Below are 24,588 nucleotides of genomic sequence, written 5' to 3' on the forward strand. Positions count from 1 at the left end.
AGGTCCCGGCGAATGCCGGGACCTTTACCGTCGATGGTGCCGAAGGGGAGAGTCGAACTCCCACGGGGGAACCCCCACTAGACCCTGAACCTAGCGTGTCTACCAATTCCACCACTTCGGCGCAGGAGGGTCTTCTAGCCAAACGCCGGGAGGTTGGCAAGCGTTTTTTTCAAAAACCTTGCGAATCCTGGCCGGCGCGGGCTTCGGGAAGCCGGACGCCGTTGGCGGGCGCGGAAAAATACTTGCCTGCGGGTGAGGGCTAAGGCAATGGCTCATGCCTGCCGATAGCACGGGTGCGGGCATGGGCGCAGCGTCGCCCTGCACGCCGGGGGAGAGGAGACACGATGCCCAAGGCCATGGAGGACGGTGACACGCCGTCCCCCTATCAAATGGATGCGATGGATGCCGGTGCGGATGCGCCGGAAGTGGAAAAGGAACACGAAGGCCCGCCGGATGGCCGGGGCGCGCGACAGCCCGCCACCGGCACGGGACACCCCCTCGTGCTGGTGCTGGACGAGCGCCCGGCCGTGCGTGACGCCCTGGCAGGCCAGGTGACCCGGCTGTTGCCGGGGGCGCGCCCGCATGCCGGGTGCCCGGCGGCGGATGCCGCCATGGGGCACGCCGGTGGAGATGCGGCCTCGGCCTCGCGGCTGGTGGTGCGGTTTGCCGGTACGGACATTCCCGTGCCGCATGGCTGGGGCGATGCCCCGGTGGCCGAGGTGCGCCCCCGCGATGTTGACGGGGACGGCGTTTCCGTCGGGCGGGGCGATGCACCTGGCCGCGTGGATCTGGCTGACGTGGCGCTGGCGCTGGCCCGCCGCGGCCAGTTGCATCGCGTGGCCGAAACCGGACTGCCGCGCGGCCACCGGCTTTCGGGGGCGGCCATGGCCGCAGGTATGCCCGAAATACTGCGCCCTCTCCTGCCCGGCGTGCGGCGTACCGCCGAGGCGCTTGCCGTTCAGGCCGACAATGCGCTGCACGCGGGCGACCTGGTGCTGCTGGCCCGCGTGGGGCACACCCTGCGCGGCATGGCGGCCAACTATGCCATGCCGGAATGCGCCGCCTGCGCGGCAGCCCTGGAAAGGGCCGCGCAGACCGGTGAGACCGGTGCCGCGGCCGATATCCTGGCCTGGCTGCGGGCCGCCGTGACCGCGCTGGCCACCGTGGCGGACCCGGCCGGGGCACATGGCCTCTCCACGGCATAGCGAAACGTATCGACAAAACGTGCAGGCGAAACGCGCCAGCGAAACGCATCGACGGGCCGGACCCCTCATGGGAGTCCGGCCCGTCGATGCGTTTCGCTGGTCTTTTGGCGGCCTTCGTCGATGCCCCGACCTGACGGTCTGACGGACGGTCAAGGCATAACGGTCAGGGCGTGACGGTCAGCCCGTGCTCGATGGCGAAGCTGACCAGTTCGGCCGTGCTGTCGGCACCCAGCTTGCGCTTCAGGTTGGCCTTGTGCTTTTCCACGGTCTTGTGGCTGATGCACAGCTTGTCGGCGATCATTTTGTTGCCGTGGCCCTCGGCCACCAGCTTCAGCACCTGCTTTTCGCGGTCGCTCAACAGGTCGAGCAGCGACCCGCTTTCGCGGCGGCCGTGGCGCAGGAAGTCCTCGATGAGCAGTTCGGAGATTTCGGGGCTGATGTACCGCCGTCCGGACAGCACCGTCTCCATGGCCTGCACCAGGATGTCGCTGGAGACGTTCTTCAGCACGTAGCCGTCGGCCCCCGCGCTGAGGGTGCGGTAGATCAGGCTGTCCTTCTTGTGCGCGGTCAGCGCGAGGACCTTGGTGCGCTCGCAGCGCCGCTTGATCTCGCGGATGGCCTCCGTGCCGTCCATGAGCGGCAGCGTCAGGTCCATGAGCACGATATCCGGCATGTGCTTTTCAACGATTTTCAGGGCCTGGATGCCGTCCGGGGCTTCTCCCACGATGGTGAACGCGGGATACGCCCCGAGCAGGGCCTTCAACCCCTCACGGACGATATCAAGGTCTTCGACGAGCACAACGGTTTTCGACATGTCGGCAGCCTTTGACTATGATGTGGCTGGTCTGAAAATAACACGGTACGTTATATGTGCCCCCGGTGGAATTGTAAACCTGCTTTCGTCGCAGTAGGGTTATTCCCCATTATAACGTAGGGTGGGTAGCGCATGGTAGGGCCTGCACGGCAGCGCCACCGCAATGCGGCCGACAGCGAAGCGGCACGCCTGTGCGCTGCTGTGCCATGGCATGCGGCACGGGGAGTGTGCATGGCGCGTTCCGGCCCTCTGTGGATGCACGGGGGGCGCACTGCGGGGGCGGCATCGTCCGGCATGGCGGGCAGGGGCATGTCCGGCCCCTGCGCGTCAGCCCGACCATGACCTGACCCGATCATGGCCGGGTCAGGGCGCCTTTGGCGTGTCCGGCGCGGACGGGGCATGCAGCCAGCAGCGCACGCCGTGCGCGGGTGCCGCACCGTCAGGGTGGGGGGCCGCCATGGCGGAGGGCTCGACCTCCGGCGGCACGGCAAGCAGGGGCGGCTCCTGTTCGGCGCACCGGGCGAAGGCGTGCGGGCAGCGGTCGCGGAAGGTGCAGCCGGAGGGCAGCGCCCACAGCGGCGGCACCGTGCCCGGAATGGCCGACAGCCGTTCGGCGCGCGGGCCGGAAACCGCCTGCGGCACCGAGCGCATCAGCCCCTGGGCATAGGGATGCAGCGGCCGCGCGAAGAATTCGCCGACCGGCGCGTACTCCATGATCCGCCCGGCATACATCACCGCCACGTGGTCGGCGGTTTCCGCCACGACGCCCAGGTCGTGGGTTATCAGCAGCACCGCTGCGCCCCGGCGGGCCGCCAGGTCGCGCATCAGGCGCAGTATCTGGCGCTGGATGGTCACGTCCAGCGCGGTGGTGGGCTCGTCGGCGATGAGCAGGCGCGGATCGCAGGCCAGGGCCATGGCGATCATCACCCGCTGGCGCATGCCCCCGCTCATCTGGTGCGGAAAGTCGCGGGCGCGCAGTTCCGGCGAGGGGATGCCCACCTGCCGCAGCAGGTCCACGGCGCGCGCCGCCGCCTGGGACCGGGAAAGCCCGAGATGCAGCCGCAACCCCTCGGCGATCTGCTCGCCCACCCGGAACACCGGGTTCAGCGAGGTCATGGGCTCCTGAAAGATCATTGAAATGCTGCGTCCGCGCACCCCGCGCATGTCCTGCTCCGGCAGGGGCAGCAGGTCGCGCCCCTCCAGCCGTACCGACCCGGCGGCGATGCGGCCCGGTTCCGGCACCAGGCGCAGCAGGGCCAGGGCGGTCATGCTCTTGCCGCAGCCCGATTCGCCCACCAGGCACAACGTCCGCCCCGGCTCTATGGAAAAGGATATTCCCGCCACGGCGCGCAGGGGAGCGCCCGGCTGTCCGTCGGCTTCGGCGCGGCCGGGAAATTCCACGGTCAGGTCGCGCACATCCAATAATAACTGTCCGGCGGGGTGGTCGGGCAGACGCCCGGCGGTGGGGATGCTGGTGGTGTCGGTCATGTCTGGCCTGTGGCTGTTTCCGCCTGTAACTGTTTCTTCTGATGATGTCGCCGTCGCGGCGCGGGGCTACGCCCCCGTCTCCGCCGCTTCCCGCGCCAGGGCCAGCAGGGCTTCGTACACCGGCGCCAGGCTGGGGATCAGCAGGTGTTCGCTGTCGGTGTGCTGGCTGGTTTCGCCTTCCGCGCCCCAGACCACCCCGGCCATGGAAAGGTCGGTCAGGAACCGGGCGTCGCTGGCCCCGTGGGCGCAGCCGGTGGCCGCGCCGGGTGCGTGGCGCAGCAGCCTGTCCAGCCACGGGGTGTCGCCGGTGACGAACAGCGGTTCCAGGCGGGTGACGGCCAGTTCGCCCCGCACGGTGGCCCGCATGTCGGTCACGATCCGGTGGGGATCGTCGTGTTCGGTGTAGCGCACGTCCAGATGGGCCACGGCCTCGGCGGGCACCTGATTCACCGCCGTGCCCGCGTGCAGCAGCCCCAGGTTCATGGTGCGGTGCCAGTGAGTATCCGGTTGCGGGGGCGGCGGCGTGCCCGGCGTCGCCAGTGCCGGATACAGGCCGGGAAAGAGGGGCTTCAGCGCTTCGTAGTCGCGCACCAGCGCGTCCACGGCGTTTTCGCCCAGCCACGGGCGGGCGCCGTGGGCGCTTTTGCCCTTGGCCGTAAGCACTAGGTCGATGACGCCTTTTTCCTTGACGATGACCGAGCCTGGCGAACCGCCGTCCAGGGCCACGCAGAAGTCGGCGCGGATGTGCGGCAGGGCGCGGAACGCGCCGTTGCGCCCGCCGGTTTCCTCGTCGCCGGTGATCACCAGCACCAGGGGCAGGGCCTCCGGCCCCCGGCCGCGCGCCGCGAGATCGCGCAGGCAGCGGCGGCACAGCACCAGCGCCAGGGCCACGGCGTACTTGTCGTCGATGGCCCCGCGCCCGTGCAGCACCCCGGCCGCCGTGTCGATGCGCGGCGTGAACAGTTCGTCCGCGCCGTCCACCACGTCGAAATGCACCAGCAGGGCCAGCGGCGCGGCGTGGGCGGGGTTGCCCGCCAGCAGCGAGGGCACCCCCTCGTGCTCCATGCGGATGCAGGGGATTGCGTTGTCGGCGAGCCAGGCGGCGATGACGTCCGCGCAACGGGCGACCTCCGCCGGGCGCGAGGCGGTGGAGCGGATGGCCATGAGCCGGGCGGTCAGCGCCACCATGTCGGCGATGTCTTCGGCCGTGGCCCCGTCCAGGCCGGACGGCAGGCAGGCGCGGGCCTGCTCCGCGAACCGGGCGGGGGTGGCAGCGGGGTCGGCTGCGGACTGGGGCATGGGACATGGGCTCCTGGAGAAAATGATGGGCGGCGCGCCCCGGCTTCGGAAGAGGCGGGATGGCGCCGGTTCAGGGCCGGATCGAAACCGGGCCGCAAGGCTACCGCACCGGACGGGGCGCGTCCAGTTCGCCGGGGCGTCCCCGAAGGGAGCGACGGTTCGCGGCCATCGGAGAGCGCGTACTGGCCGGAACCGAGGCGCCGGTTTTATCGAGAAGGAACTTGACAATCATTTTCAGGAGGTGCAGAAACGGGGTGTCGGGCGTGCACGCCCGGCGTCGGCCCTGCTTTTCGCGCCGTGTCCGTGCCAGCGCCAGTGTCCGTATCGGTACAGGCGAGGCAAGGGACGCGGCGGCAGCCGCCCCGGAGTCCCCAGGTCAAGGAGACGCATATGCCCTGTTGCAAGCTGAGTGATGTTCCCGCCGGATGCCGGGTCCGGGTGCGTCGCCTTTGCGACAAGCAGGGCGAGCGGGGCAGGCTGTGTGCGCTGGGCATAACGCCCGGCACGGAACTGGAAGTCTGCTCGCAGTCGGGCGCGTGCTGCGTCAGGGTGCGCGACGCCTCTCTGGTGCTGGGCGACGCCCTGGCCTGCGACGTCTACTGCGAGCCGGTGCAACTCGCCCAGCGGGTTCCCGACTGACGGGTTGCGCTGACCGGCTGTGCCTCACGGGTTGTGCTTGATGGAGTGTGACTGACGGGTCGTGCCTGACGGACGCCGAGCCCGGCGCCGATGGCGCGTTCCCGCCACGGTCATCGAAAAGGAGAATGCAATGAGTTGGGACACCCTCGTAGTCGTCGCCATCGTGCTGGCGGCGGCAGGGTATGTCGCGTGGCGGTACCTGTTCCGCAAGTCGGGCGGGTGCGGTTGCGGCTGCTCCGGCGGTTCGGGCGGCTCGGGTGGTTCGGGCTGCTGCGGCGGCGGGGGGCACAACGCCTCCAAGCCCGGCGACTCCTGCGGCTGCGGCAAGTAGCGGCGAAAAGAGCTGGAGATGGCCGGCCCTCGGGTCGCGCCTTTTTTTAACACCGATTGATGAGAAAGATTTTCAATTTCGCGGGGGCAGCCAGCCCTCGCACAGCGAGGAGGAGACACGAAGATGGGCAAAACCATTCCCCTGCGGCAACTGGCCGTGGGCCAGCGGGCGCGCATCGCCACGGTGAGCGCGCACGGCGAGATGGGGCGGCGCATCCGCGACATGGGGCTGATCCCCGGCGCGGAGATCGAGGTGATGGGGCGCGCGCCCCTGATGGACCCGGTGGCCCTGCGCCTGAAGGGGTTCACCCTCTCGTTGCGCAACAACGAGGCCGACTACATCGCCGTCGAGACCGACGCCAAGCCCCGTCCGCAGGAGTAGCCATGTCCGCCAACGTCATCGTCGCCCTTGCGGGCAACCCCAACTCCGGCAAGACCACCGCGTTCAACGAGTATACCGGCTCGCGCCAGCACGTGGGCAACTACCCCGGCATCACGGTGGAAAAGAAGGAAGGCATCGCCCGCGTGGACGGGCGCGAAGTGCGCGTGGTGGACCTGCCCGGCACCTATTCGCTCACCGCCTATTCCCAGGAAGAAGTGGTGGCCCGCCGCGTGCTGGTGGAAGACCGCCCCGACGTGGTCATCGACGTCATCAACGCGGGCGCGCTGGAGCGCAACCTGTACCTGGCCGTACAGCTGATGGAACTGGGCATTCCCGTGGCGCTCGGCCTGAACATGATCGACGAGGCCCGCAAGCAGGGCCTGCGCATCGATACCGCGCGCCTGTCGCAACTGCTGGACCTGCCCGTGGTGGAAACCGTGGCCCGCACCGGCGAAGGTTTGAAGGACCTGCTGTCCGCCGCCGTCGGCCACGGCGACGCCAGGCGCGGCACCCCCTGGAAGCCGCTGGAGATTTCCTACGGTCCGGACCTCGACCCCGTGCTGGCCCGCATGGTCGAGCGCATCGAGGCCGCCCGGTTCCTTACCGACAAGTACCCGGCCCGCTGGGTGGCCCTGAAGTACCTGGAAAGCGACGAGGACATCCGCGCCATGGGCCGCGCCGCAGGGCCGCTGGCCGCCGAACTGGAAGCCATGACCGCCGAGGTGGCCCGCCACCTGGAAGCCACCCTGAACAGCTACCCCGAAGCCGTCATCGCCGACTACCGCTACGGCTACATTTCCGGTGTGCTGCGCCAGGGCGTGCTGGCCCGCCACGACGAACTTTCGGAGCGTCTCGCCGCCTCCGACCGCATGGACCGCGTGCTCACCCACCGCCTGCTGGGTCCGGTGATCATGCTGGCCGTGCTGTACGGCATCTACGAAATCACCTTCGCCATCGGCGAATATCCCATGGGCTGGGTGGAAGCCTTCTTCGGCTGGCTGAACGAGACGGCATCGGCCGCGCTGCCCGACGGGCTGCTGAAGTCGCTGGTGGTCTCGGGCATCATCGACGGCGTGGGCGGGGTCATGGGCTTCGTGCCGCTGATCATGCTCATGTTCATGATGATCGCCTTCCTCGAGGACTCCGGCTACATGGCCCGCGTGGCCTACATGCTGGACCGGGTGTTCCGGCTGTTCGGCCTGCACGGCTGCTCGGTGATGCCCTACATCGTGTCCGGCGGCATCGCGGGCGGCTGCGCCGTGCCCGGCGTCATGGCCGCGCGCACCCTGCGCAGCCCGCGCGAGCGGCTGGCCACCATCCTCACCGCGCCGTTCATGACCTGCGGCGCCAAGCTGCCGGTGTTCATCCTGTTCGTGGGCGTGTTCTTCTCCGATCAGGAGGCCCAGGCCATGTTCGCCCTCACCCTGCTGGGCTGGGGCATGGCGCTCATCGTCTCGCGCCTGCTGCGCTCCACGGTGATCAAGGGCGAATCCACCCCCTTCGTCATGGAACTGCCCCCGTACCGCCTGCCCACCCTGCGCGGCATCCTCATCCACACCTGGGAGCGCACCTGGCAGTACATCAAGAAGGCCGGTACCGTCATTCTGGCCATCTCCATCCTGCTGTGGGCGGCCATGACCTTCCCGCAGCTGCCGGAGGACCGCACCGCCGCGTTCGAGGAGCAGCGCGCCGCCGTCACCGCCCAGAAGGAAGCGGCGGAAGCCGCCGGTGCGGAAGCCGCGGACGAGGCCGCCCCCGGCGAGGCCGTGGCCGAGGCTCCCGCCGCCGAGGCTGGCGCCGAAGCCGCCGACGAAGCCGGTGAAGCCGCCGCCGAAGGCGAGGAAGAGGATCCGTTCGAGGCGCAGCTTGCCGCCATCGACGCCGAGGAAGCCGCCGCGGGCCTGGAATACTCCATCGCGGGCCGCGTGGGCATCGCCCTGGAATCGGTGACCGGCGCGGCCGGGTTCGACTGGCGCACCAACATCGCCCTGGTGGGCGGCTTCGCGGCCAAGGAAGTCATCGTCTCCACCCTCGGCACGGCCTACTCGCTGGGCGAGGTGGACGCCGAGGACGCCGCGCCGCTGGCCGAACGCATCAAGGCCGACCCGCACTGGACCCCGGCCGTGGCCGCCGCGCTGATGGTCTTCGTGCTGCTGTACGCCCCCTGCTTCGTCACCGTGGTGGCCATCAAGCAGGAATCGGGCTCGTGGCGCTGGGCCATCTTCAGCACCGTGTTCAGCACCATCCTGGCCTTCGGCCTCGCGGTGGCCGTCTACCAGATCGGCACCTCCATGCTGGCCGGGGGGTAGCCCCGGCGGGCCCAGTCCGCGCGCGCATCATCCGCGCTCATCCGCAACCACACGAGGCGCCCCCCAAGGGCGCCTCGTTCGCGTTTGGCGGGGCGTCCGGCCACGCCGGGCATCCCCCCCGCGTCGGCGTCCGCTTGCGTACCTGTATCTCGCCGTTTACATTGGCGGGGCCTTCATCATGCGCGGCACGCCGGGGGGCGTGCCGCGCGCGGCGGCGGCCGGGCGCAAGCCCGGCATCGGACCGGCATGGGCCGGGGACGCGGGGGACAAGCCGAACGGCCCACGGGCCATCGGGGGGACTGACGCCATGCGGCGTGGCCGTACCATCAAGGCGCAACTCAGGTTCTATTCGCTGCTGCTCATCCTGCGCCCTCTCGCTGGCGGCGTTCTACGGCGTGCTGCGCACCGAAGGGCTGAACAGGGCCCAGCGCGAGATGCATGCGGAACTGCGCCATCACCGTTTCGACGTGGAGCGCTGGCTGGGCTACCGCCTGGCCGACGTGGTGCACGTGTCCCGCACCGATGCGGTGCGCCGTGTGGACCTGCCCGCCATGACGCGCGATTTTCACGCCTTTCTCGACGCGCACGGCGACTTCCGGTCGCTGGTCTACGTGGACGCGGACGGGCGCACGGTGGTCGACTTCGACACGCCCGAGGGCGGGGTGGACCTTTCCGACCGCGAATACTTCCTGCGGGCGCGCCAGGGGCAGCCGTTCATCTCGCGGGCGCTGGTGGGGCGCACCTCGGGCAAGGCCATCGTGATCTTCTCGTCCCCGGTGATGAACCCGCAGGGCGACTTCGCGGGGCTGGTCTTCGGCGCGGTGCGCATCGACGCGCTGCACGAGATGGTCAGCAGCCTGCGGCGCACCCCGGTGGACCCCCCTTTCCTGGTGGAGGCCGCCACCGGCCTGCCCCTGCTGGCCCCGGAAGGCACACCGGCCATTCCGCTGCCCGCGGACAGCACGGCCATCGACGGCCCGGTTCCCTATCTCAACCGCGACGGCCACCGGGTGCTGGGGATGGGGCTGCCGCTCAAGAACGGCGAATGGCTGCTGGTGCAGGAGCGCGCCGTGTCCGACGTGCTGGGCGACATGCACCGCCTGCTGCTGCTTCTGCTGGCGGTGTCCGGCCTGACCATGGCCGTGCTCACGCCCTTCCTGCTGCGCCTCGCGCGGCGCGTCACCGAGCCCATCGAACGCATATCCGCCATGTCCGAGCGGATCATGGCGGGCGAATACGGCAACGCCTGCCCGGGCCTGGACGCCGCGCAGATGACCCCGGAACTGGAACGGCTGTACCGCAACTTCTGCCGCATGGCCGAGCGCATCGGCATCCACGTGGGAGAGCTGGAGCGCCTTTCCGGCACGGACGACCTGACCGGGCTGGCCAACCGCCGCCTGCTGGCCGAGGAGGGCGCCCGCGTCGTGGGCATCTGCCGCCGGGCCGGGCAGCCGTGCGCGTGCCTGATGCTGGACCTGGACCACTTCAAGCACATCAACGACGTGCACGGGCACGCCACCGGCGACGAGGTGTTGCGCAGGCTGGCCGCCATCATCATGTCCACGGTGCGCTCGTCCGATTTCGTGGTGCGCATGGGCGGCGAGGAATTCGCCATCATCGCGCCCAACACCGACGCCGTCCGGGCCATGGCCCTGGCCGAGCGCATCCGCCGCAACGTGGAGCGCATCGACCTGCGCCAGGGGGGCATGCCGGTGCCGGTGGCCATCAGCGTGGGGGTGGCGGGGCTTGCCGCCGTGCCCCGCCATGGCTCCGGACCGCTGGAGGACCTGCTGGCCAGGGCCGACCACGCGCTGTACCGGGCCAAGCAGGCGGGCCGCAACCGGGTGGTGCTGTGGGAGGAAACGGTTCACCCCGCGCCGGAGGACCCGGTGGAAAGGACGGATGCGGAGCCCCCGGACAGGGACTGACACCACGCCTGCGCGGCTGTTCAGGCGACAACGAAATGCAAAAACGGCGCTCCCGTCAGGGGGGCGCCGTTCGCGTATCCGTTCACGTATTCGGGGCCGGGGCGGCGGTCCCTAGGGGCTGTTTCCAAATGAGGGTTTTCGTTCGTTGGCAAGGAAAACGAGCCTGCCATGAGGGAGTATGCCTCAGCCGTTAGGCGAGCTTGCGAGCCTTACGGCTGAGGACCGCAGCGCGCTCTTATCGTATTCGACCGACATGGCAGGCGAAGTTTGACGATGCCAACGGGCGAAAGGACGATTTGGAGACAGCCCCTAGCAGATTTCGATCAACTCGATGTCGAAGGTCAGGTCTTCGCCGGCCAGGGGGTGGTTGGCGTCGAGGGTGACGTGCTCTTCGGTGACGTCGGTGACGGTGACGTCAAGCTCGCCGTCGTCGGTCATGAGTTGCAGCATCAGGCCCACCTCGGGCTCGATATGCGGGGGCACCTGGTCGCGCGGCACGGTGATGACCATTTCTTCCACGTGTTCGCCGTAGGCTTCGTCGGCGGGAATGGTGATCTTCACCGACTGGCCCTTGCCAAGGCCCAGCACGGCCTTCTCGAAGCCGGGGATGAGCATGCCTTCGCCCAGGGTGAATTCCAGCGGTTCGCGGTCGCGCGAGGAATCGAACTCGGTGCCGTCGTCCAGCGTGCCGGTATAGTGGACGCGGACGGTATCGCCGTTCTTGAGTGCCATTGGGGGCTCCTTGGGGGAGAATCTGTGATGGACGCCCGCCAGCCGGAATCGGATGGGGCGGCAACGGCCGCCGCGGCCGGGCAGACCCGTGGACCATCGCCCGCCCCGTGCGGAAAGTCAAAGATTATTCGGTGGCTGGGGGATGCGTCACATGCGCGGCGTTTCGCGCGGGGGGCAGGCGGCGCGCCCGGCCGCCGGGCTACGCCCCGGCCTGCGGCACGTCCCACCCGGCGCACAACTGCACGGCGGCCCGGCAGAGCACCTCCGTGCCCACGGGCAGGCAGGATTCGTCCGGGGCGAAGGCCGGGTTGTGCACCGGGGCCACGCCCGGCCCCCCGCAGCCCACGAAGAAGAAGCACCCCGGCACGCGTTGCAGGAACATGGAAAAGTCCTCGCCGCCCATGGTGGGCACGGGCTCCATGACCCGGGCCGGGCCCACGGCGTCCAGCGCGGCCCGGCGCACCAGGGCGGCCGCGCGCGGGTCGTTGATCACCGCCGGGTGGCACCACCTGAAGTCCAGCCGGTGCGTCGCGCCCATGGCCGCGCACACCCCGCCCGCCACCTGATTAATGCGCTGCTCCCACAGGTTGCGCACTTCGGGCGCGAAGGCCCGCACCGTGCCCGCCATGCGCGCCTCGCCGGGGATGACGTTGTACGCGGTGCCCGCGTGCAGTTCGCCGATGGTCAGGATGACCGGTTCCAGCGGGCTGGTCATGCGGCTGACCACCCGTTGCAGCGCGCCCACCACCTGCGCGGCCGTTTCCAGCGCGTCCACGCACAGGTGCGGGTTGGCGGCGTGGCCGCCCCTGCCCAGCACGGTCAGTTCGAAGCGGTCCATGGCCGCCATGAGCGGGCCGGGCTTCACCCCGACGAAACCGGCGGGAATTTCCGGCCAGACATGCGCGCCAAGGCACACGTCCACCCTGGGGTCGTCCAGCACGCCCGCATCGATCATGGGCTGCGCCCCGCCGGGGCCTTCCTCGGCGGGCTGGAACAAGAACAGGATGCGTCCGCGCAGGGCGGCGGGGTTTTCGGCGGACAGGGCCGCGAGCACCCGCGCCGCGCCCAGCAGCATGGCCATGTGCATGTCGTGCCCGCAGGCGTGCATGCAGCCGGGGTGCTCCGAGGCGTAGTCCAGCCCCGTGGCCTCGGGGATGGGCAGCGCGTCCATGTCGGCGCGCAGCATCACCGTGGGGCCGGGCCGCCCGGAATCGAGCAGGGCGGTGACCCCGGTGCCCGCGATGCCGGTGCGCACGGGCAGGCCCAGCGCGGCCAGTTCACCGGCCACAAGGGCGGCGGTGCGCACCTCGTTGAAGCCGGTTTCGGGGATGCGGTGCAGGCGGCGGCGCACCTCCACGATATGCGGTGCGGCCGCGCGGATGCGGTCGGAAAGGGAATCCATGGGTGCTCCTGCCGCGCGGGTCGTGAAGGTGGCCGGATTTCGCGCTCCGGCTGTTGACAATTCGTGGACGCTACCTTAGTAGTACCAATCAGTACCACGCATGAGGTTTCCCCCGCCGCGCACGGGACCCGGTGCGCCTCGGCCAGCAACAGGCCAGGGCGCACGGAGCGGGGCGAAGGGATGGCCGCCGGATAGCAGGGTCGACAGCGCGGCCAGTGTAGCGCAAGGCGGCGTCGCCGTCAGCCCCGCCACCGTATGGTTGTGCGGTTATCCCGTATCCGGACATCCGACGGCCCTCATGCACCGGTACCCCGCCTGTCCCGGCGGGCTTGTGGAAGGAAGCACATGGAACTCATCCAGGCATTGCGCAAGTTCGGTTTCACCCAGCAGGAATCGCTGATGTACCTCACCCTGCTGCGGCACGGCAGCCAGGCGTCCCATCAGAACCCCCAAACTCCCCAGAATCCCATGACCGGGTACGAGGCGGCCAAGGCCGCCGGAATTTCGCGCTCCAACGCCTACGCGGCGCTGTCGAGCCTGGTGGAGAAGGGCGGGGCCGTGGTGGCCAGCGGCGACACCAGCCGCTACATGGCGCTGCCGCGCGAGGAACTGCTGCTGAACCTGCGGCGCGACGCCGAAGGCACGCTGGCCTTCCTGGAGGCCAACCTGCCGGACAGCGAGCCGGACGAGACGCCCTACCTGACCGTGGCCGGGCTGCGCAACACCGAGGACAAGATCCGCAACATGCTGCATCTGGCGCGGCTGCGAGTGTACGCATCCATGCACGCGGACAACGTGGCGCTGTTCCGGCGCGAGTTCGACGACTGCGTGGCGCGGGGGCTGAAGGTGGTGCTGCTGTCCAACACCGATCCGGGCATCGCCGGGGCCACCTTCCTGAAGAACCAGGCGGGCAGTGGGCACGTGAAGCTCATCGCCGACACCAGCGAGGTCATCGCGGGCCTGCTGGAGCCGGGCGTGAGCGGGCGCTGTCTGTATTCGCGCAACGAGCACCTCGTGTACCTGATGCGCGAGGCCATACTGCACGAGATGGAACTGATCCGCATCCGCGCCGCCATGCCAAACGCTATGCCAAACGCTATGCCGGACGCCGGGGCGGACCCCGTTCCGGACAACTGACGGACCACCGGACAGGGCGCGCGCAGCACGCGGCCCGCACGCCGGAAACACGACGGAGACCTTCATGCCCAACGTCCGTTCCACCTACACCGACGCGGTCGGCTTCTTCGGCCGGACCACGCCCGAAGAACTTGCGGCCGCCTACGGCAGCCCCCTGTACGTCTACAGCGAAGCCCTGCTGCGCGCGCGCTGCCGCGAGATGAAGGCCCTTTCGTCGCACCCCGGCTTTTTCGTGAACTATTCGGCCAAGGCCAACACCAACCTTTCGCTGCTGCGCATCATCCGCGACGAAGGGCTGGTGGTGGACGCCATGTCGCCCGGCGAACTCCACGTCAACATGGCGGCCGGGTTCACCCCGGACCAGATCCTGTACGTGTGCAACAACGTGTCCGAGGCGGAACTGGCCAACGCCGTGGCGCACGGCCTGCTGGTGAGCGTGGATTCGCTGTCGCAACTCGACCTGCTGGGCAAGGTGAACCGGGACGGCAAGGCCATGGTGCGCTTCAACCCCGGCATCGGCGCGGGGCACCACCAGAAGGTGGTCACGGCGGGCAAGGTCACCAAGTTCGGCGTGGACCCCTCCGAGGCCTCGCTGGCCGAACTGCGGGCCATCCTGGCCAAGCACGGCATGACCCTGGCGGGCGTCAACCAGCACATCGGCTCGCTGTTCCTGGAGCCGGACGGGTACGTGGCGGCGGCGGACTTCCTGCTGTCCGTGGCGGAGAAGTTCGACACCGTGGAGGTCATCGACTTCGGCGGCGGCTTCGGCATTCCCTACCGCAAGTACGAGGACCAGCCCCGGCTGGACCTTGCCGCCACGGCGGAGCGGTTCCACGCGCTCATTTCGGCCTGGTCGGAACGCACCGGGTACAAGGGCCGCTTCTACGTCGAGCCGGGCCGCTACGTGGTGGCCGAATGCGGCCTGCTGCTGGGCACCGTGCACGCCACCAAGCACAACGGCCCCACCCGCTACGTGGGCACCGACCTTGGCTTCAACGTACTGGCCCGTCCGGTGATGTACGACGCGCACCACGACATCGAGGTCTACCGCACGGGCGGCGCGCCCGACGCGGCCCTGCACCCCCAGACCGTGGTGGGCAACATCTGCGAAAGCGGCGACATCATGGCCAGGGAACGCGCGCTGCCCGCCGTGCAGGAAGGCGACATCCTGGGCGTGCTGGACGCCGGGGCCTACGGCTACGCCATGAGTTCCACGTACAACCAGCGGCTGCGCCCGGCCGAGGTGCTCATCGGACTGGACGGGCAGCCCCGGCTGATCCGCCGCAGGGAAGAGCTTTCGGACTTGATGGCCCTTTTTCCTGACGCCTAGTCCCGTCCGGGGCTAGCCGGGCGATACAACCCCGTCCAGCACGTCGAGCATGCGCCGCAAGGGCGCGAAGGCGGCGTCGGGCGGATGCAGCAGATTTTCGATGGGCGGCACCATGCCGCTCACCGGAAAACCGGACAGCATGGCTACCGCCTCCATGTTGTCCCGCACAAGGTCCGGGGATGCGGAACGTTCCTTGGTGTGAACGAAAACGATCCCTGCCGGTTCCATCCCTCTCCGGACCAGCGCCTCCACCGAGAGGAGCGTGTGGTTCACGGTGCCCAGCCCCGCCCGCGCCACCAGCACGGGACGGGCGTCGGCGGCCCGGATGCAGTCGATGCACAGGGCTTCCGGCGTGAACGGCACCATCAGGCCGCCCGCGCCTTCCAGGACCAGCGAGGCGTGTTCACCGCGCAGACATGCCAGACTGCGCACCAGGTCTTCCGTCTCCACGCCGCGCAGTTCGTCCCGCGCGGCGTGGAGCGGAGCCTTAGGCGCCGCGAAGCACCACCCCACCGCCTCCGCCGGGTCGCGCCCGGCCAGTTCCGGAACGTGCCGGTACACGAAGGCCGCGTCGCTGTCCGTGTCGTACGGGTCCTTGCACCCGGTCTGCATGGGCTTGGCGTAGAACGGCCGCTCTCCCCGCGCGAACAGCTCGCGCAGCAGCAGCATCGACACCACCGTCTTGCCCACGCCCGTATCCGTGCCCACCACGAACAGGGCGCGGGTGGGGGGTGCGTATGCGTTGTTCATGAGGTTTCTCCGGTCGTGTGGTGGGGGGCCCCGCCCTGCTCTTCCTCTTTTCTCCAGGCGCGGGCCAGCAGGTCCACGCAGCGGGCCACGTCGTCCACCCGGTGCAGGGCGGTAAGGCCCAGGCGCAGCACGGCCGCGCCGCGCGGTACCGTGGGGTGGCGCGCGGCCAGGGCCAGCACGCCGGGGCCGTCGTCAGCGGGTGTACGCAGCTTCGCGGCAAGGCGGGAGCAGCGGTCCTCGTCGCCTACGTCCACGCAGACCACGTGCGCGCCTTCGCGCACCGGCATCCCTTCGGCGCGCAACCCGGCGCGCAGGGCCGCGCCCAGCGCGGCGAGGTGGTGGCGGCGGTCGTCCAGCCGGGGCAGCAGGTCCAGCAGGGCCAGGCAGCAGGCGGCGTGCGCCTCCGGCAGGGCGGTGGAGTGGATCAGCGGCGAGGCCAGGTTTTCCAGCGCCGCGCGCGCCCCGCGCGGCAGCAGCAGGAACGCCCCGAACAGCCCCAGCGCCTTGCCCAGCGTGCCCACGGCGGCGTCGGCCACGCCGTGCGCCCGGCCGCGCCCGCCAGCGCCCAGCGCGCCGAAGGCGTGGGCCTCGTCCACGATGACGAAGGCCCCGTGCTCGCGCGCCACCGCGCCCAGCCGGGCCATGTCCGGCAGGGTGCCATCCATGCTGTACAGCGATTCGGCCAGGACCACGGGCTGCGGCGCACCCATCGTTCCCATGTCGGCGGCGGTATCGCACGCGGTGGGGCCGTCGTTGCCTGCGGCCCGCCATGCGGCCAGGCGGCGCGACAGGTCGTCCATGTCCGCGTGGCGGTGGGTGTGCAGCCGCGCCCCGGTGGGGGGCAGGGCGTGGGCCATGCTGGCGTGCACCCTGCGGTCCAGGAATACCGCGTCGCCGTGGCCAAGCAGCCCCCACAGCAGGGCCAGGTTGGCTTGGTAGCCGCTGGGCAGGAACAGGCATTCCGCATAGCCGAAGTAGTCGGCCCACGCGGCCTCGGCTTCCGCCGCCAGCGCGGTGTGCCCGGCGGCCAGGCGCGAGGCCGTGCCCGAGGGCGCATGGCGCGCGAAGCAGGCGGCCACCGTGCCCCGCCACGCCCCGTCGGCGGCAAGCCCCAGATAGTCGTTGCCCGCGAAATGGAGCAGCGGGCGGCCGTCCATATGCACCAGCGCCGGGGAGGTGGAATCGCCGGCACCGCCGGATGGAGTGGCGTCGGGAACGGAAGCGGGGACGGCGGCGGAGGCGGGCAGCCCGTCCAGCAGCGGGGCGCTACGGCCAAGACCGGCGGCGCGCAACTCCTCCACCCGCAGGGCCAGGCGCGCGGCCAGCAAGCCGGGCGCGGGTCCGGCGGTCAGGGGGTTGTGGTCAGCCATGCGAATATCTCTCGATAACGGGCGGCGAGTACGTCGCCGTTGAAGCGGGTGTCGTAGGCCGTGCGGCCGATGATCAGGGTGGCGGCCATGCATGGGGGCACGGGCGCGGCGTCTGCGTCGGATGCCTGCGGAATGGGTGTGATGGCCGTGGCGTAGGTGGCGGCGCGGTCGCTTTCGGCCAGCAGTTTGGCCCGGATGCGGAGGGTGCCGTGCAGGGCGTCGGCAAACGGCCAGTTGCATTCCTGTACGGTCAGCAGAAAGGCGTGGAGGACAAAGCCGGATGCCCGGCGGGCGTGCAGCGCGGCCAGTTGGGCCATGGCTTCCAGTCCCTGCCATGGGGGTGCGCTGGCGAAGGCGCGGCAAGCCGTGGCCTGCGTGGCGTCGCAGCGGTCCACCCGGTCCAGCAGCAGGAAGCGGGCAGGGGTCTTCCCCGGAAGGGCATGGCGGAAAAGGGTCACAGCCGCACCACCAGCGCGGCGTTTTGCCCGCCGAAGCCGAAGTTGAGCAGCAGCCCGACGGAACCATCCCCGGTGTCAGACAGAGGGGGCAGAGTGGGCAGAGTGGGCAGGGGGGAAGGGGGGGGCAGGGGGGACGGGGGGAGCAGGGGGCGCATTTCGCGCACGAAGTCCAGCCGCCCGCTTTCCGGCGCGGACAGGTTGCGCACCGGCGGCAGAAAGCCGTCCGCCGCGCAGGCCAGCAGCACGGCCAGTTCCACCGCGCCGCAGGCCGAGGCGCAGTGCCCGGTCCACGACTTCACGGCGGTGACGGCGGGCGCGTGGCCCGCATCGGTGAAGACCCGTTCCAGCAGGCGGATTTCCGCCGCGTCGTTGAGGGCTGTGCCGGTGCCGTGGGCCGCCACCCAGCGGATGTCGCCGGGCGTCAGCCCCGCCTCGGCCAGCGCGCCGCGCACGGCTGCCTCGGCCCGGCGGGCGTCGGGTTCCGGCGCGGTCAGGGCGTGTCCGTCCAGCGTGGCCCCCATGCCCAGGATTTCGGCCAGCGGCGTGGCCCCGCGCGCCAGCGCCGTCTCCAGCGGCTCCAGCACGAAGGCCGCGCCCCCTTCTCCGGGTACGAAGCCGCACCGCGCCGCGTCGAAGGGGCGGCAGGCCATGTGGGGGGCGGCTGCATCGGCGGGGTCCAGGTCGCGCTGGATGGCTCCGGCGCGGGCATAGCCCAGAAGGCCCCCTTCCGACAGGCGCGAGTCGCCGCCCACGGCCAGCGCCGCCGGGGCAAGGCCCCAGCGCACCCGCCGGGCGGCCTCGCCCACGGCCTGCAACGAGGCGGCGCAGGCCGTGCCCAGCACCAGTCCTTCGCCCCGGATTCCGCAGCGCATGGCCACGGCCGAGGCGGCGGTGTTGGGCAGCCAGCGCAACAGCCACAGCGCGTCCAGACCGGGGTGCTCAAGCCCCGGCAGGGTGTCGTGCGGCGGCCTGATTCGTCCGCAGGCCGCCGGAAAGTCGGCCCCCACGTCCAGGTTGGGACCGCTGGCGGCCACCAGCGCGGTATCGTCCGGGAAGGGGGGAGGAGGCGGGGCGTCAGCGTCCATCACGGCATCCGTCGCATCGCCGCAGGCGTATCCGGCCTGCCGGGCGGCGGCCTGGGCCGAGGCCAGCGCCAGCAGCCCGCCGCGCGAAAGGTAGCGGCGGTGCCGCCAGCGGCCGGTGGCCGCCGCCTCGTCGAAGTCCCGCACGGGCGCGCAGGCCGCGCCGGTCAGGGCCACGGCATGGCGGAACGGGCTGTACCCGTCGCGGATGGCGCGGGCAATGTCCTGCGGGGCGTGCCCCAAGGGCGTCAGCGCGCCCGCGCCGGTGATGACCACGCGGCGGGGGGAATGGGGAGGACGGAAAGAGGGCTGCATGTGTCTGGCGGCCACTGCTGCGGGGCCGGTCAGGACTGTCGGCCCGCATGCCGCGCCAGCGCCCACACCACGTAGGCAGCCACGTCGCCGATGGTCAGCACCGGCGGCGCGCCCGGCACGCGCACGTTGGCCAGGATTTCCGCCACGCGCGCGGCGGACAGGTGCGGGTACTCCCGCGCCAGCCGGGCTTCCGGGGATTCGCCATGGCGTTCCGCCTCCAGCACGTGGATGCGCAGGTCGGTAAGGAAGGCGGCGGCGTCGCGCACCGGGACGGCGAAGCGGCGGTTCAGCCCGGCGCCGATTTCCAGCAGGTCGATGGACTCGCAGGGCAGGTCGGCCATCAACCGGGTGGTCGGGGACAGGGTGGCGGCGTCCACGTCGAAGATGGGGGCCACCAGCGCGGCCACCGTGACCGCGATGTCGTGCGGCTCCTGGGGGGTATGTGAGGTCATGGCATCCTGCCTGTATGTATTGATGGAAATTCCTGCCCGATGCGGGATCAGCAGGCCGGTTTCAGCGCGCCGAAGCCGCCGTCGCAGGTCAGGGTGGTGGCGTTGATGGCCGCAGCCGGGGCGGAGAGCAGAAAGCGCAGGGTCTGCACGGCCTCGGCCACGGTCACGACGCGCCCGGTGGGCGGCAGGGGGGCACCGGCGGCGCGCGATTGCAGGAACGGCGCGCCCCGGCCCGCCTCCAGCCAGCCCAGCCGCAGCGAGCAGGCGGTGACCCCGCGCGGGGCCAGTTCCACGCCCACGGCGCGGTACAGTGCTTCTCCGGCCAGCTTGGCGGCGGCGTAATAGCCCTGCCCCGGCGCGGCGCGTTCCGCCGCCGAGGACGAGACGAACACGCACCGTCCGTCCCGCGCGGCCAGCATGGACCGGCTTACGGCGCGCAGCAGCCGGGCGCGGAAGGCGATGTCGCGCGCGGCCCACAGGTCGATGTCGGTAGGGTCCGCCCCGGCCAGCAAGGCTTCGAACCGGGAGTGCAGCAGGTCCACGAACAGCCGGGGCGCGGCCCCCAGCGCGGCGCGGGCGCGTTCGGGCAGGGCTTCCGGCGCGTCGTCTTCGGCATGGCGTTCGGCTGCCGTCGAGGGCGCGAAATCTTCGTGCGCGCCGCCCCGTTCCGGCCCGCGCGCGTGCAGGCGCAGCACCACGGCGTCGGGCAGCACGGCGCGGATGCGCGCCGCACCCGCCCCGTCGCGCGCGGTCAGGGCCACGGCCACCCCGTCGGCGGCCAGCGCCGCGCCGAGGGCCAGACCCAGGTCGCACGAGCCGCCCGCGATGAGCGCCGGGCCGCGCAGGGCGGAATCCGCCAGGGCGGCGCGGGCTACCATGCCAGCACCCCGGTCACCAGTGGGGCGGGGGGCGTGGCGACGCATCCCTCCTCTCCGGCCTCCGCGTCCAGCGCGTGCAGCGAACAGCGCAGGCCGTCACCGGTGCGCTCCATGCGGAAGGCGTAGTCCCCCGGCGGTACGAAACGCCGGAAGCGGAACCCGCGTATCTCACATATCGGGCGTATCGGGCGCGGCGGCCCGTCGAAAGGGAAATCCGGGCCGCCCGCCCAGCGCGACGCTTCGTCCGCGAATGCCTGTACGATGCACGAGCCCGGCACCACGGGAGCGCCGGGGAAATGCTCCGCGAACAGCGGGTGGGCCGGGTCGAACCGGAACACCCCTCGGCGCACGGTGCGGTGCGCGCAGGCGGAAGCCTGTGTTGCCGTATCCCTGTTGCCGGACATGCCTGCTATGCTCCCGCCAGCCCGTCCAATCCACCGGTGGCCCCGCGTTCGGTCACGGCGCGAATGGCCTCGCCCGTGGCGTCCACCAGCAGGTCGATTTCTTCGTCGGTGATGGACAGCGGCGGCATGAGCACCATCACGTCGCCCAGCGGACGGACGATCACCCCGCGCCGCCGCGTCTCCAGGGTCACCCGGTGGCCCATGCGCTGGGCCAGGTCGTAGGATTCCCTGGTCTCCCGGTTGCGCACCATCTCGATGCCGGTCATCACGCCACACCTGCGAATATCGCCCACGTGGGGCAGGTCGCGCAGCGTTTCCAGCCGCGCGGCCAGCCGGGCGATCTTCGGTTGCAGCCGCTCCATCACCTGTTCTTCCTCGAACACGTCCAGCGAGGCGATGGCCGCCGCGCAGGCCAGCGGATTGCCGGTGTAGGTGTGGCCGTGGAAGAAGGTGCGCAACTCCTCGTGGCGGGCCAGGAAGCCGTCGTGCACCCGCTCGGTGGTCAGGGTGGCGGCCAGCGGCAGATAGCCGCCGGAAATGCCTTTGGCCAGGCACAGGAAGTCGGGGGTCACCCCTTCCTGCTCGCAGGCGAACAGGGTGCCGGTCTTGCCGAAGCCCACGGCCACCTCGTCGGCCACCAGGAACACGCCGTGCGCGTCGCACAGTTCGCGCACCCGGCGCAGCCAGCCCGGCGGCTGCAACAGCATGCCCGCCGCGCCCTGCACCAGCGGTTCCACCACGGCGGCGCACATCTCGTGCCCGTGGCGCGCGAACAGATCTTCCACGTGGGCGATGCATTCCCGGCCGCAGTCCCCGGCCTGCCGCCCGAACGGGCAGCGGTAGCAGTGGGGGCTTTCCGCCTTCAGCGTGTCGAACAGCAGCGGCGCGTAGATGGCGTGGAACAGGTCCATGCCGCCGAGAGCCACGGCCCCTACGGTGTCACCGTGGTAGGCGTTGCGCAGGCTGAGAAAGCGGGTGCGCCGGGCGTCGCCGCCCAGATGCGCCGGGGCCTGGCGGTGGAACTGGAAGGCGATCTTCAGCGCCACTTCCACGGACGTTGACCCGCTGTCGGAATAGAACACCCGCGTCAGCCCCTGCGGAGCGATGGCGGCCAGCCGCGCCGCCAGTTCGATGGACGGCTCGCTGCCCAGGCCCAGCAGGGTGGTGTGGGCCACCTTGTCCAACTGCGCCCGCACGGCCGCGTCCAGCCTAGGGTGGCGATGCCCGTGCACGTTGGTCCACAGCGAGGACACGCCGTCCAGGTAGGACACGCCGTCGGTGTCGATGAGCCGGTTGCCCTCGGCGGCGGCGATGACCAGCGGGTCGGCGGCCAGCCAGTCGCGCATCTGGGTGAAGGGGTGCCACACGTGGGCCTTGTCCAGCGCGCGCAACCGCCGGGTGGCGTCCGTTGCCGCGGGGGCGGCGGACGCCCCTGACCTGCCGGACGCGCCGTTTTCCGCAACCTGTCCGCTCATGCCCGCGCCTCCCCGCCGCCTTGTCCATCGTCCACGGTCCCGCCCACGCCCAGCGTGGCCAGCATGTCCATGTCGTCGGCAAGGGCGCGGCCCGCCGTGGTCAGGTAGTTGCCCACCATCAGGCCGTTGGCCCCGGCCGCCAACACCCACGGCTGCCACGCGCCCAGCGTGGTTTCGCGCCCGCCGCACACCAGGATGTCACGCTCAGGGTGCAGCAGGCGGAATACGGCGATGGCCCGCAACGCCTCCATGGGCGGCAACGGACTGCGATGGCCCAGCCGTGTGCCCGGAATGGGATGCAGAAAGTTCAGCGGTATGGAGTCCACGTTCAGTTCACGCAGGGTCAGGGCCAGTTCCACGCGGTGTTCCCACGTTTCGCCAAGGCCCAGGATACCGCCGCAACAGGTACGCAACCCCGCCCGCGCGGCCTCGCGCACGGTGGCGACATCGTCGTCGTAGGAGTGCGTGGTACATACCTGCGGGAAAAAACTTCTGGCCGTTTCCAGATTGTGGTGGTAGCTGGAAATGCCTGCGTCCTTCAGGCGGCGCGCTCGTTCTCCCCGTCCGTCCGGTCCTTTCGATGCGGCGGACCCCGTGGCGAGCTGCCCCAGTGAGGCGCACAGGCCGATGTCCACCCGTTCGCGCAACAGGCGCGCCGCATGGCAGACCGCGTCGAATTCACGCTCCGAAAGGGCGTTGCCGCTGGTCACGATGCCGAAACGGCGCACGCCCGCGCGGGCCAGTTCCTCCGCATGGCGCAGCAGTGCGTCGGGGCCGAGCAGCCCATGCACCGGAGCGCCCGTGTCGTGGTGCGACGACTGGGCGCAGAAGGCGCAGTCCTCGCCGCAGCGGCCCGACTTGGCGTTGACGATGCCGCAGGTGGTCGCCAGCGGTCCCTTGCGGGCCGAACGCACGGCCTGCGCCACGGCCAGGATGTCCAGGATGTCGGACGCGGGCAGCCGCGCCACGGCCAGCGCTTCCTCTCCGGTGATGCCGGCCGGGGAGCCTTGGGCCGCGTGGGCGCGGCATGGCGATGCGCAAGAAGTCTCCGTTCCGGGGGGAATGGTGTCCGAAAGGCGCGCGCTCAGACGTTCCAGCAGGGGGTTCATGTACCGGTATCGCTCCTGTTGAATGGCAGTTCAGGGCGAGTAGCGGGCGTGTTCCTTTTTGTCAACCAAGCAATTGCCTGATGGTTTACAATCGCCGTGGACACTGACAGGACGACCACGAAGGGACGTGTGTTCGCCATGTTGCGCGAAGCGGGCGGCAACTGGCGATCCGGAGAGGAACTTTCGCGGCTGCTCGGCGTGAGCCGGGCCGCCGTGGCCAAGCACGTGCGGGCGCTGCGCGCGGAAGGGCACCAGATCGAGGCCATGACCCGCCGGGGCTACCGGCTGCTGGCCGAGGCCGACGTGCTCACCGTGGCCGCCGTCCGGCAGGGGCTGCGCACCGTCTGTTTCGGCCGGGGCGATTTCGTCCTGCACGGCTCCACCGATTCCACCAACCGCGAGGCCGCGCTGCTGGCCCTTGGCGGGGCGCCCGAAGGCACCGTGGTGGCGGCTTCCGAACAGACCGCCGGGCGCGGGCGCGCCGGGCGGGCCTGGGCATCGCCCGCCGGGGTGGGAGTGTACGTTTCGCTGGTGCTGCGGCCGCGCCTTGCCCCGCAGGCCGCGCCGCTGGTCACCCTGATGACCGCCGTGGCCGTGGCCGAGGCGGTGGCCGAGGTCACCGGCCTTGCCCCGCGCGCCAAATGGCCCAACGACGTGCTGGTGCACGGCCGCAAGGTGTCGGGCAACCTGACCGAGGTGGCCCTGGTGGCCGACACGGTGTCCCACGTGGTCACCGGCGCGGGCATCAACGTGAACACCCGGGCCGGGGACCTGCCCGAAGACCTGCGGGAAAAGGCCACCTCGCTGGCGGCCGAACTGGGCCGCCCGGTATCGCGGGTGGACGTGCTGCGCGCCTTTCTGGAACGGGCGGAACACTGGTACGCCGCCCTGCGAGAGGGCGACCCCGGCCCGGTCATCGCCCGCTGGAAGGAGCTTTCCGCCATCGTGGGCACCCCCCTGCGGGTGGGCACGCCCCACGGCGTGGTGGAAGGGCTGGTGGCCGACGTGGACCCCGACGGCCTGCTGCGCCTGGTGGACGCCCAGGGCCACGAACATCGCCTGCATGCGGGCGACGTCATTGACAGCAGGCCGTAAGCGCCTATCTCTTCGTGGCCGCGCCCGGCCGGTGTGACGCACCGGCGCCGGACGCGGCGGCGCGCCTTCCCGTCGGCTCCCGGTTTTCCGGTGCGGCCACGGGATTCGCGCGTCCGGCCACGGGCACGGCCGGCACGCCGCATCCCCTGGCCCGCGCCGGATCATGCCTGCGGGCGGGTGCGACGCCCACCACCGAACCGAACGG

The 24,588-nt window shown here is 70.7% G+C and carries 23 protein-coding genes and 1 tRNA gene; 9 read left to right on the forward strand and 15 right to left on the reverse strand.

The annotated features are described in order from the left end of the window. Window positions 1-34: 34 nt before the first annotated feature. A tRNA-Leu gene (locus ACR4XJ_RS15020) sits at window positions 35-121 on the reverse strand. Window positions 122-344: 223 nt separating this feature from the next. Between ACR4XJ_RS15020 and ACR4XJ_RS15025 the strand changes: the two genes are divergently transcribed. Further along, entirely contained in the window at window positions 345-1,205 is an 861-nt protein-coding gene (locus ACR4XJ_RS15025; protein WP_434755974.1) for an Hpt domain-containing protein, read from the forward strand. A gap of 163 nt (window positions 1,206-1,368) precedes the next feature. On the opposite strand, the gene ACR4XJ_RS15030 is transcribed toward ACR4XJ_RS15025, so the two are convergent. The 3 genes from ACR4XJ_RS15030 to ACR4XJ_RS15040 form a co-directional block, all read right to left on the reverse strand. Continuing rightward, window positions 1,369-2,019, reverse strand: coding sequence for a response regulator (locus ACR4XJ_RS15030; RefSeq protein WP_035065830.1), 651 nt, complete (start codon window positions 2,017-2,019; stop codon window positions 1,369-1,371). Between the two features lie 363 nt (window positions 2,020-2,382). Next, window positions 2,383-3,507, reverse strand: coding sequence for an ABC transporter ATP-binding protein (locus ACR4XJ_RS15035; RefSeq protein WP_434755975.1), 1,125 nt, complete (start codon window positions 3,505-3,507; stop codon window positions 2,383-2,385). A 66-nt stretch (window positions 3,508-3,573) separates the two neighbouring features. Then, entirely contained in the window at window positions 3,574-4,806 is a 1,233-nt protein-coding gene (locus ACR4XJ_RS15040) for a M20 family metallopeptidase (RefSeq protein ID WP_434755976.1), read from the reverse strand. Between the two features lie 390 nt (window positions 4,807-5,196). Between ACR4XJ_RS15040 and ACR4XJ_RS15045 the strand changes: the two genes are divergently transcribed. From ACR4XJ_RS15045 to ACR4XJ_RS15065, 5 genes are all read left to right on the forward strand, one after another. Beyond that, window positions 5,197-5,445, forward strand: a complete 249-nt coding sequence (locus ACR4XJ_RS15045; RefSeq protein ID WP_434755977.1) for a FeoA family protein — start codon at window positions 5,197-5,199, stop codon at window positions 5,443-5,445. Window positions 5,446-5,575: 130 nt separating this feature from the next. After that, a complete protein-coding gene (locus ACR4XJ_RS15050) occupies window positions 5,576-5,776 on the forward strand; it encodes a hypothetical protein (protein ID WP_434755978.1) in 201 nt (66 codons plus the stop codon). A gap of 123 nt (window positions 5,777-5,899) precedes the next feature. Further along, window positions 5,900-6,157, forward strand: coding sequence for a FeoA family protein (locus ACR4XJ_RS15055; RefSeq protein WP_333506134.1), 258 nt, complete (start codon window positions 5,900-5,902; stop codon window positions 6,155-6,157). Between the two features lie 2 nt (window positions 6,158-6,159). Beyond that, window positions 6,160-8,466 (forward strand): ferrous iron transport protein B, encoded by a 2,307-nt coding sequence (gene feoB / locus ACR4XJ_RS15060; RefSeq protein ID WP_434755979.1) that lies wholly within the window; start codon window positions 6,160-6,162, stop codon window positions 8,464-8,466. Between the two features lie 314 nt (window positions 8,467-8,780). Continuing rightward, window positions 8,781-10,394 (forward strand): sensor domain-containing diguanylate cyclase, encoded by a 1,614-nt coding sequence (locus ACR4XJ_RS15065; RefSeq protein WP_434755980.1) that lies wholly within the window; start codon window positions 8,781-8,783, stop codon window positions 10,392-10,394. Window positions 10,395-10,703: 309 nt separating this feature from the next. Here ACR4XJ_RS15065 and ACR4XJ_RS15070 read toward each other — a convergent pair whose 3' ends face one another. Both ACR4XJ_RS15070 and ACR4XJ_RS15075 read right to left on the reverse strand, forming a co-directional pair. Then, complete coding sequence (locus ACR4XJ_RS15070; protein ID WP_434755981.1) at window positions 10,704-11,126, reverse strand: FKBP-type peptidyl-prolyl cis-trans isomerase; 423 nt, start codon at window positions 11,124-11,126, stop codon at window positions 10,704-10,706. Window positions 11,127-11,325: 199 nt separating this feature from the next. Further along, on the reverse strand, window positions 11,326-12,528 hold the full coding sequence (locus ACR4XJ_RS15075) for a M20 metallopeptidase family protein (protein ID WP_434755982.1): 1,203 nt from the start codon (window positions 12,526-12,528) through the stop codon (window positions 11,326-11,328). Window positions 12,529-12,873: 345 nt separating this feature from the next. On the opposite strand from ACR4XJ_RS15075, the gene ACR4XJ_RS15080 reads away from it, so the two are divergent. Then, on the forward strand, window positions 12,874-13,665 hold the full coding sequence (locus ACR4XJ_RS15080; RefSeq protein ID WP_434755983.1) for a TrmB family transcriptional regulator: 792 nt from the start codon (window positions 12,874-12,876) through the stop codon (window positions 13,663-13,665). 64 nt (window positions 13,666-13,729) lie between these two features. Then, window positions 13,730-14,995, forward strand: coding sequence for a diaminopimelate decarboxylase (lysA, locus tag ACR4XJ_RS15085; RefSeq protein WP_434755984.1), 1,266 nt, complete (start codon window positions 13,730-13,732; stop codon window positions 14,993-14,995). A gap of 12 nt (window positions 14,996-15,007) precedes the next feature. On the opposite strand, the gene bioD is transcribed toward lysA, so the two are convergent. Genes bioD through bioB form a run of 9 tightly spaced genes read right to left on the reverse strand, consistent with a single transcriptional unit; the run spans window position 15,008 to window position 23,288 of the window. Next, a complete protein-coding gene (gene bioD / locus ACR4XJ_RS15090; protein ID WP_434755985.1) occupies window positions 15,008-15,745 on the reverse strand; it encodes a dethiobiotin synthase in 738 nt (245 codons plus the stop codon). After that, a complete protein-coding gene (locus tag ACR4XJ_RS15095) occupies window positions 15,742-17,115 on the reverse strand; it encodes an aminotransferase class I/II-fold pyridoxal phosphate-dependent enzyme (protein ID WP_434755986.1) in 1,374 nt (457 codons plus the stop codon). Before ACR4XJ_RS15095 ends, bioD begins: the two co-directional genes overlap by 4 nt. After that, entirely contained in the window at window positions 17,094-17,573 is a 480-nt protein-coding gene (locus ACR4XJ_RS15100) for a hypothetical protein (RefSeq protein WP_434755987.1), read from the reverse strand. Before ACR4XJ_RS15100 ends, ACR4XJ_RS15095 begins: the two co-directional genes overlap by 22 nt. Next, on the reverse strand, window positions 17,570-18,970 hold the full coding sequence (locus ACR4XJ_RS15105; protein WP_434755988.1) for a beta-ketoacyl-[acyl-carrier-protein] synthase family protein: 1,401 nt from the start codon (window positions 18,968-18,970) through the stop codon (window positions 17,570-17,572). Before ACR4XJ_RS15105 ends, ACR4XJ_RS15100 begins: the two co-directional genes overlap by 4 nt. A gap of 29 nt (window positions 18,971-18,999) precedes the next feature. Next, a complete protein-coding gene (locus ACR4XJ_RS15110) occupies window positions 19,000-19,422 on the reverse strand; it encodes an acyl carrier protein (RefSeq protein WP_434755989.1) in 423 nt (140 codons plus the stop codon). A 47-nt stretch (window positions 19,423-19,469) separates the two neighbouring features. Then, entirely contained in the window at window positions 19,470-20,300 is an 831-nt protein-coding gene (locus ACR4XJ_RS15115; RefSeq protein WP_434755990.1) for an SDR family oxidoreductase, read from the reverse strand. After that, a complete protein-coding gene (locus ACR4XJ_RS15120) occupies window positions 20,294-20,704 on the reverse strand; it encodes a hypothetical protein (RefSeq protein ID WP_434755991.1) in 411 nt (136 codons plus the stop codon). Before ACR4XJ_RS15120 ends, ACR4XJ_RS15115 begins: the two co-directional genes overlap by 7 nt. A 5-nt stretch (window positions 20,705-20,709) precedes the next feature. Continuing rightward, the gene (bioA, locus tag ACR4XJ_RS15125; RefSeq protein WP_434755992.1) at window positions 20,710-22,179 is read right to left on the reverse strand and encodes an adenosylmethionine--8-amino-7-oxononanoate transaminase; all 1,470 of its coding nucleotides are present in this window, start codon (window positions 22,177-22,179) and stop codon (window positions 20,710-20,712) included. Continuing rightward, window positions 22,176-23,288, reverse strand: coding sequence for a biotin synthase BioB (gene bioB / locus ACR4XJ_RS15130; protein ID WP_434755993.1), 1,113 nt, complete (start codon window positions 23,286-23,288; stop codon window positions 22,176-22,178). The genes bioA and bioB overlap by 4 nt, the downstream gene beginning before the upstream one ends. Window positions 23,289-23,426: 138 nt before the next feature. Here bioB and ACR4XJ_RS15135 point away from each other — a divergent pair, with 138 nt between their 5' ends. Continuing rightward, a complete protein-coding gene (locus ACR4XJ_RS15135; protein ID WP_434756061.1) occupies window positions 23,427-24,383 on the forward strand; it encodes a biotin--[acetyl-CoA-carboxylase] ligase in 957 nt (318 codons plus the stop codon). Window positions 24,384-24,588 lie beyond the last annotated feature (205 nt).

This window comes from Nitratidesulfovibrio sp. D1 (assembly GCF_051133415.1).
Lineage (GTDB): Bacteria > Desulfobacterota > Desulfovibrionia > Desulfovibrionales > Desulfovibrionaceae > Cupidesulfovibrio.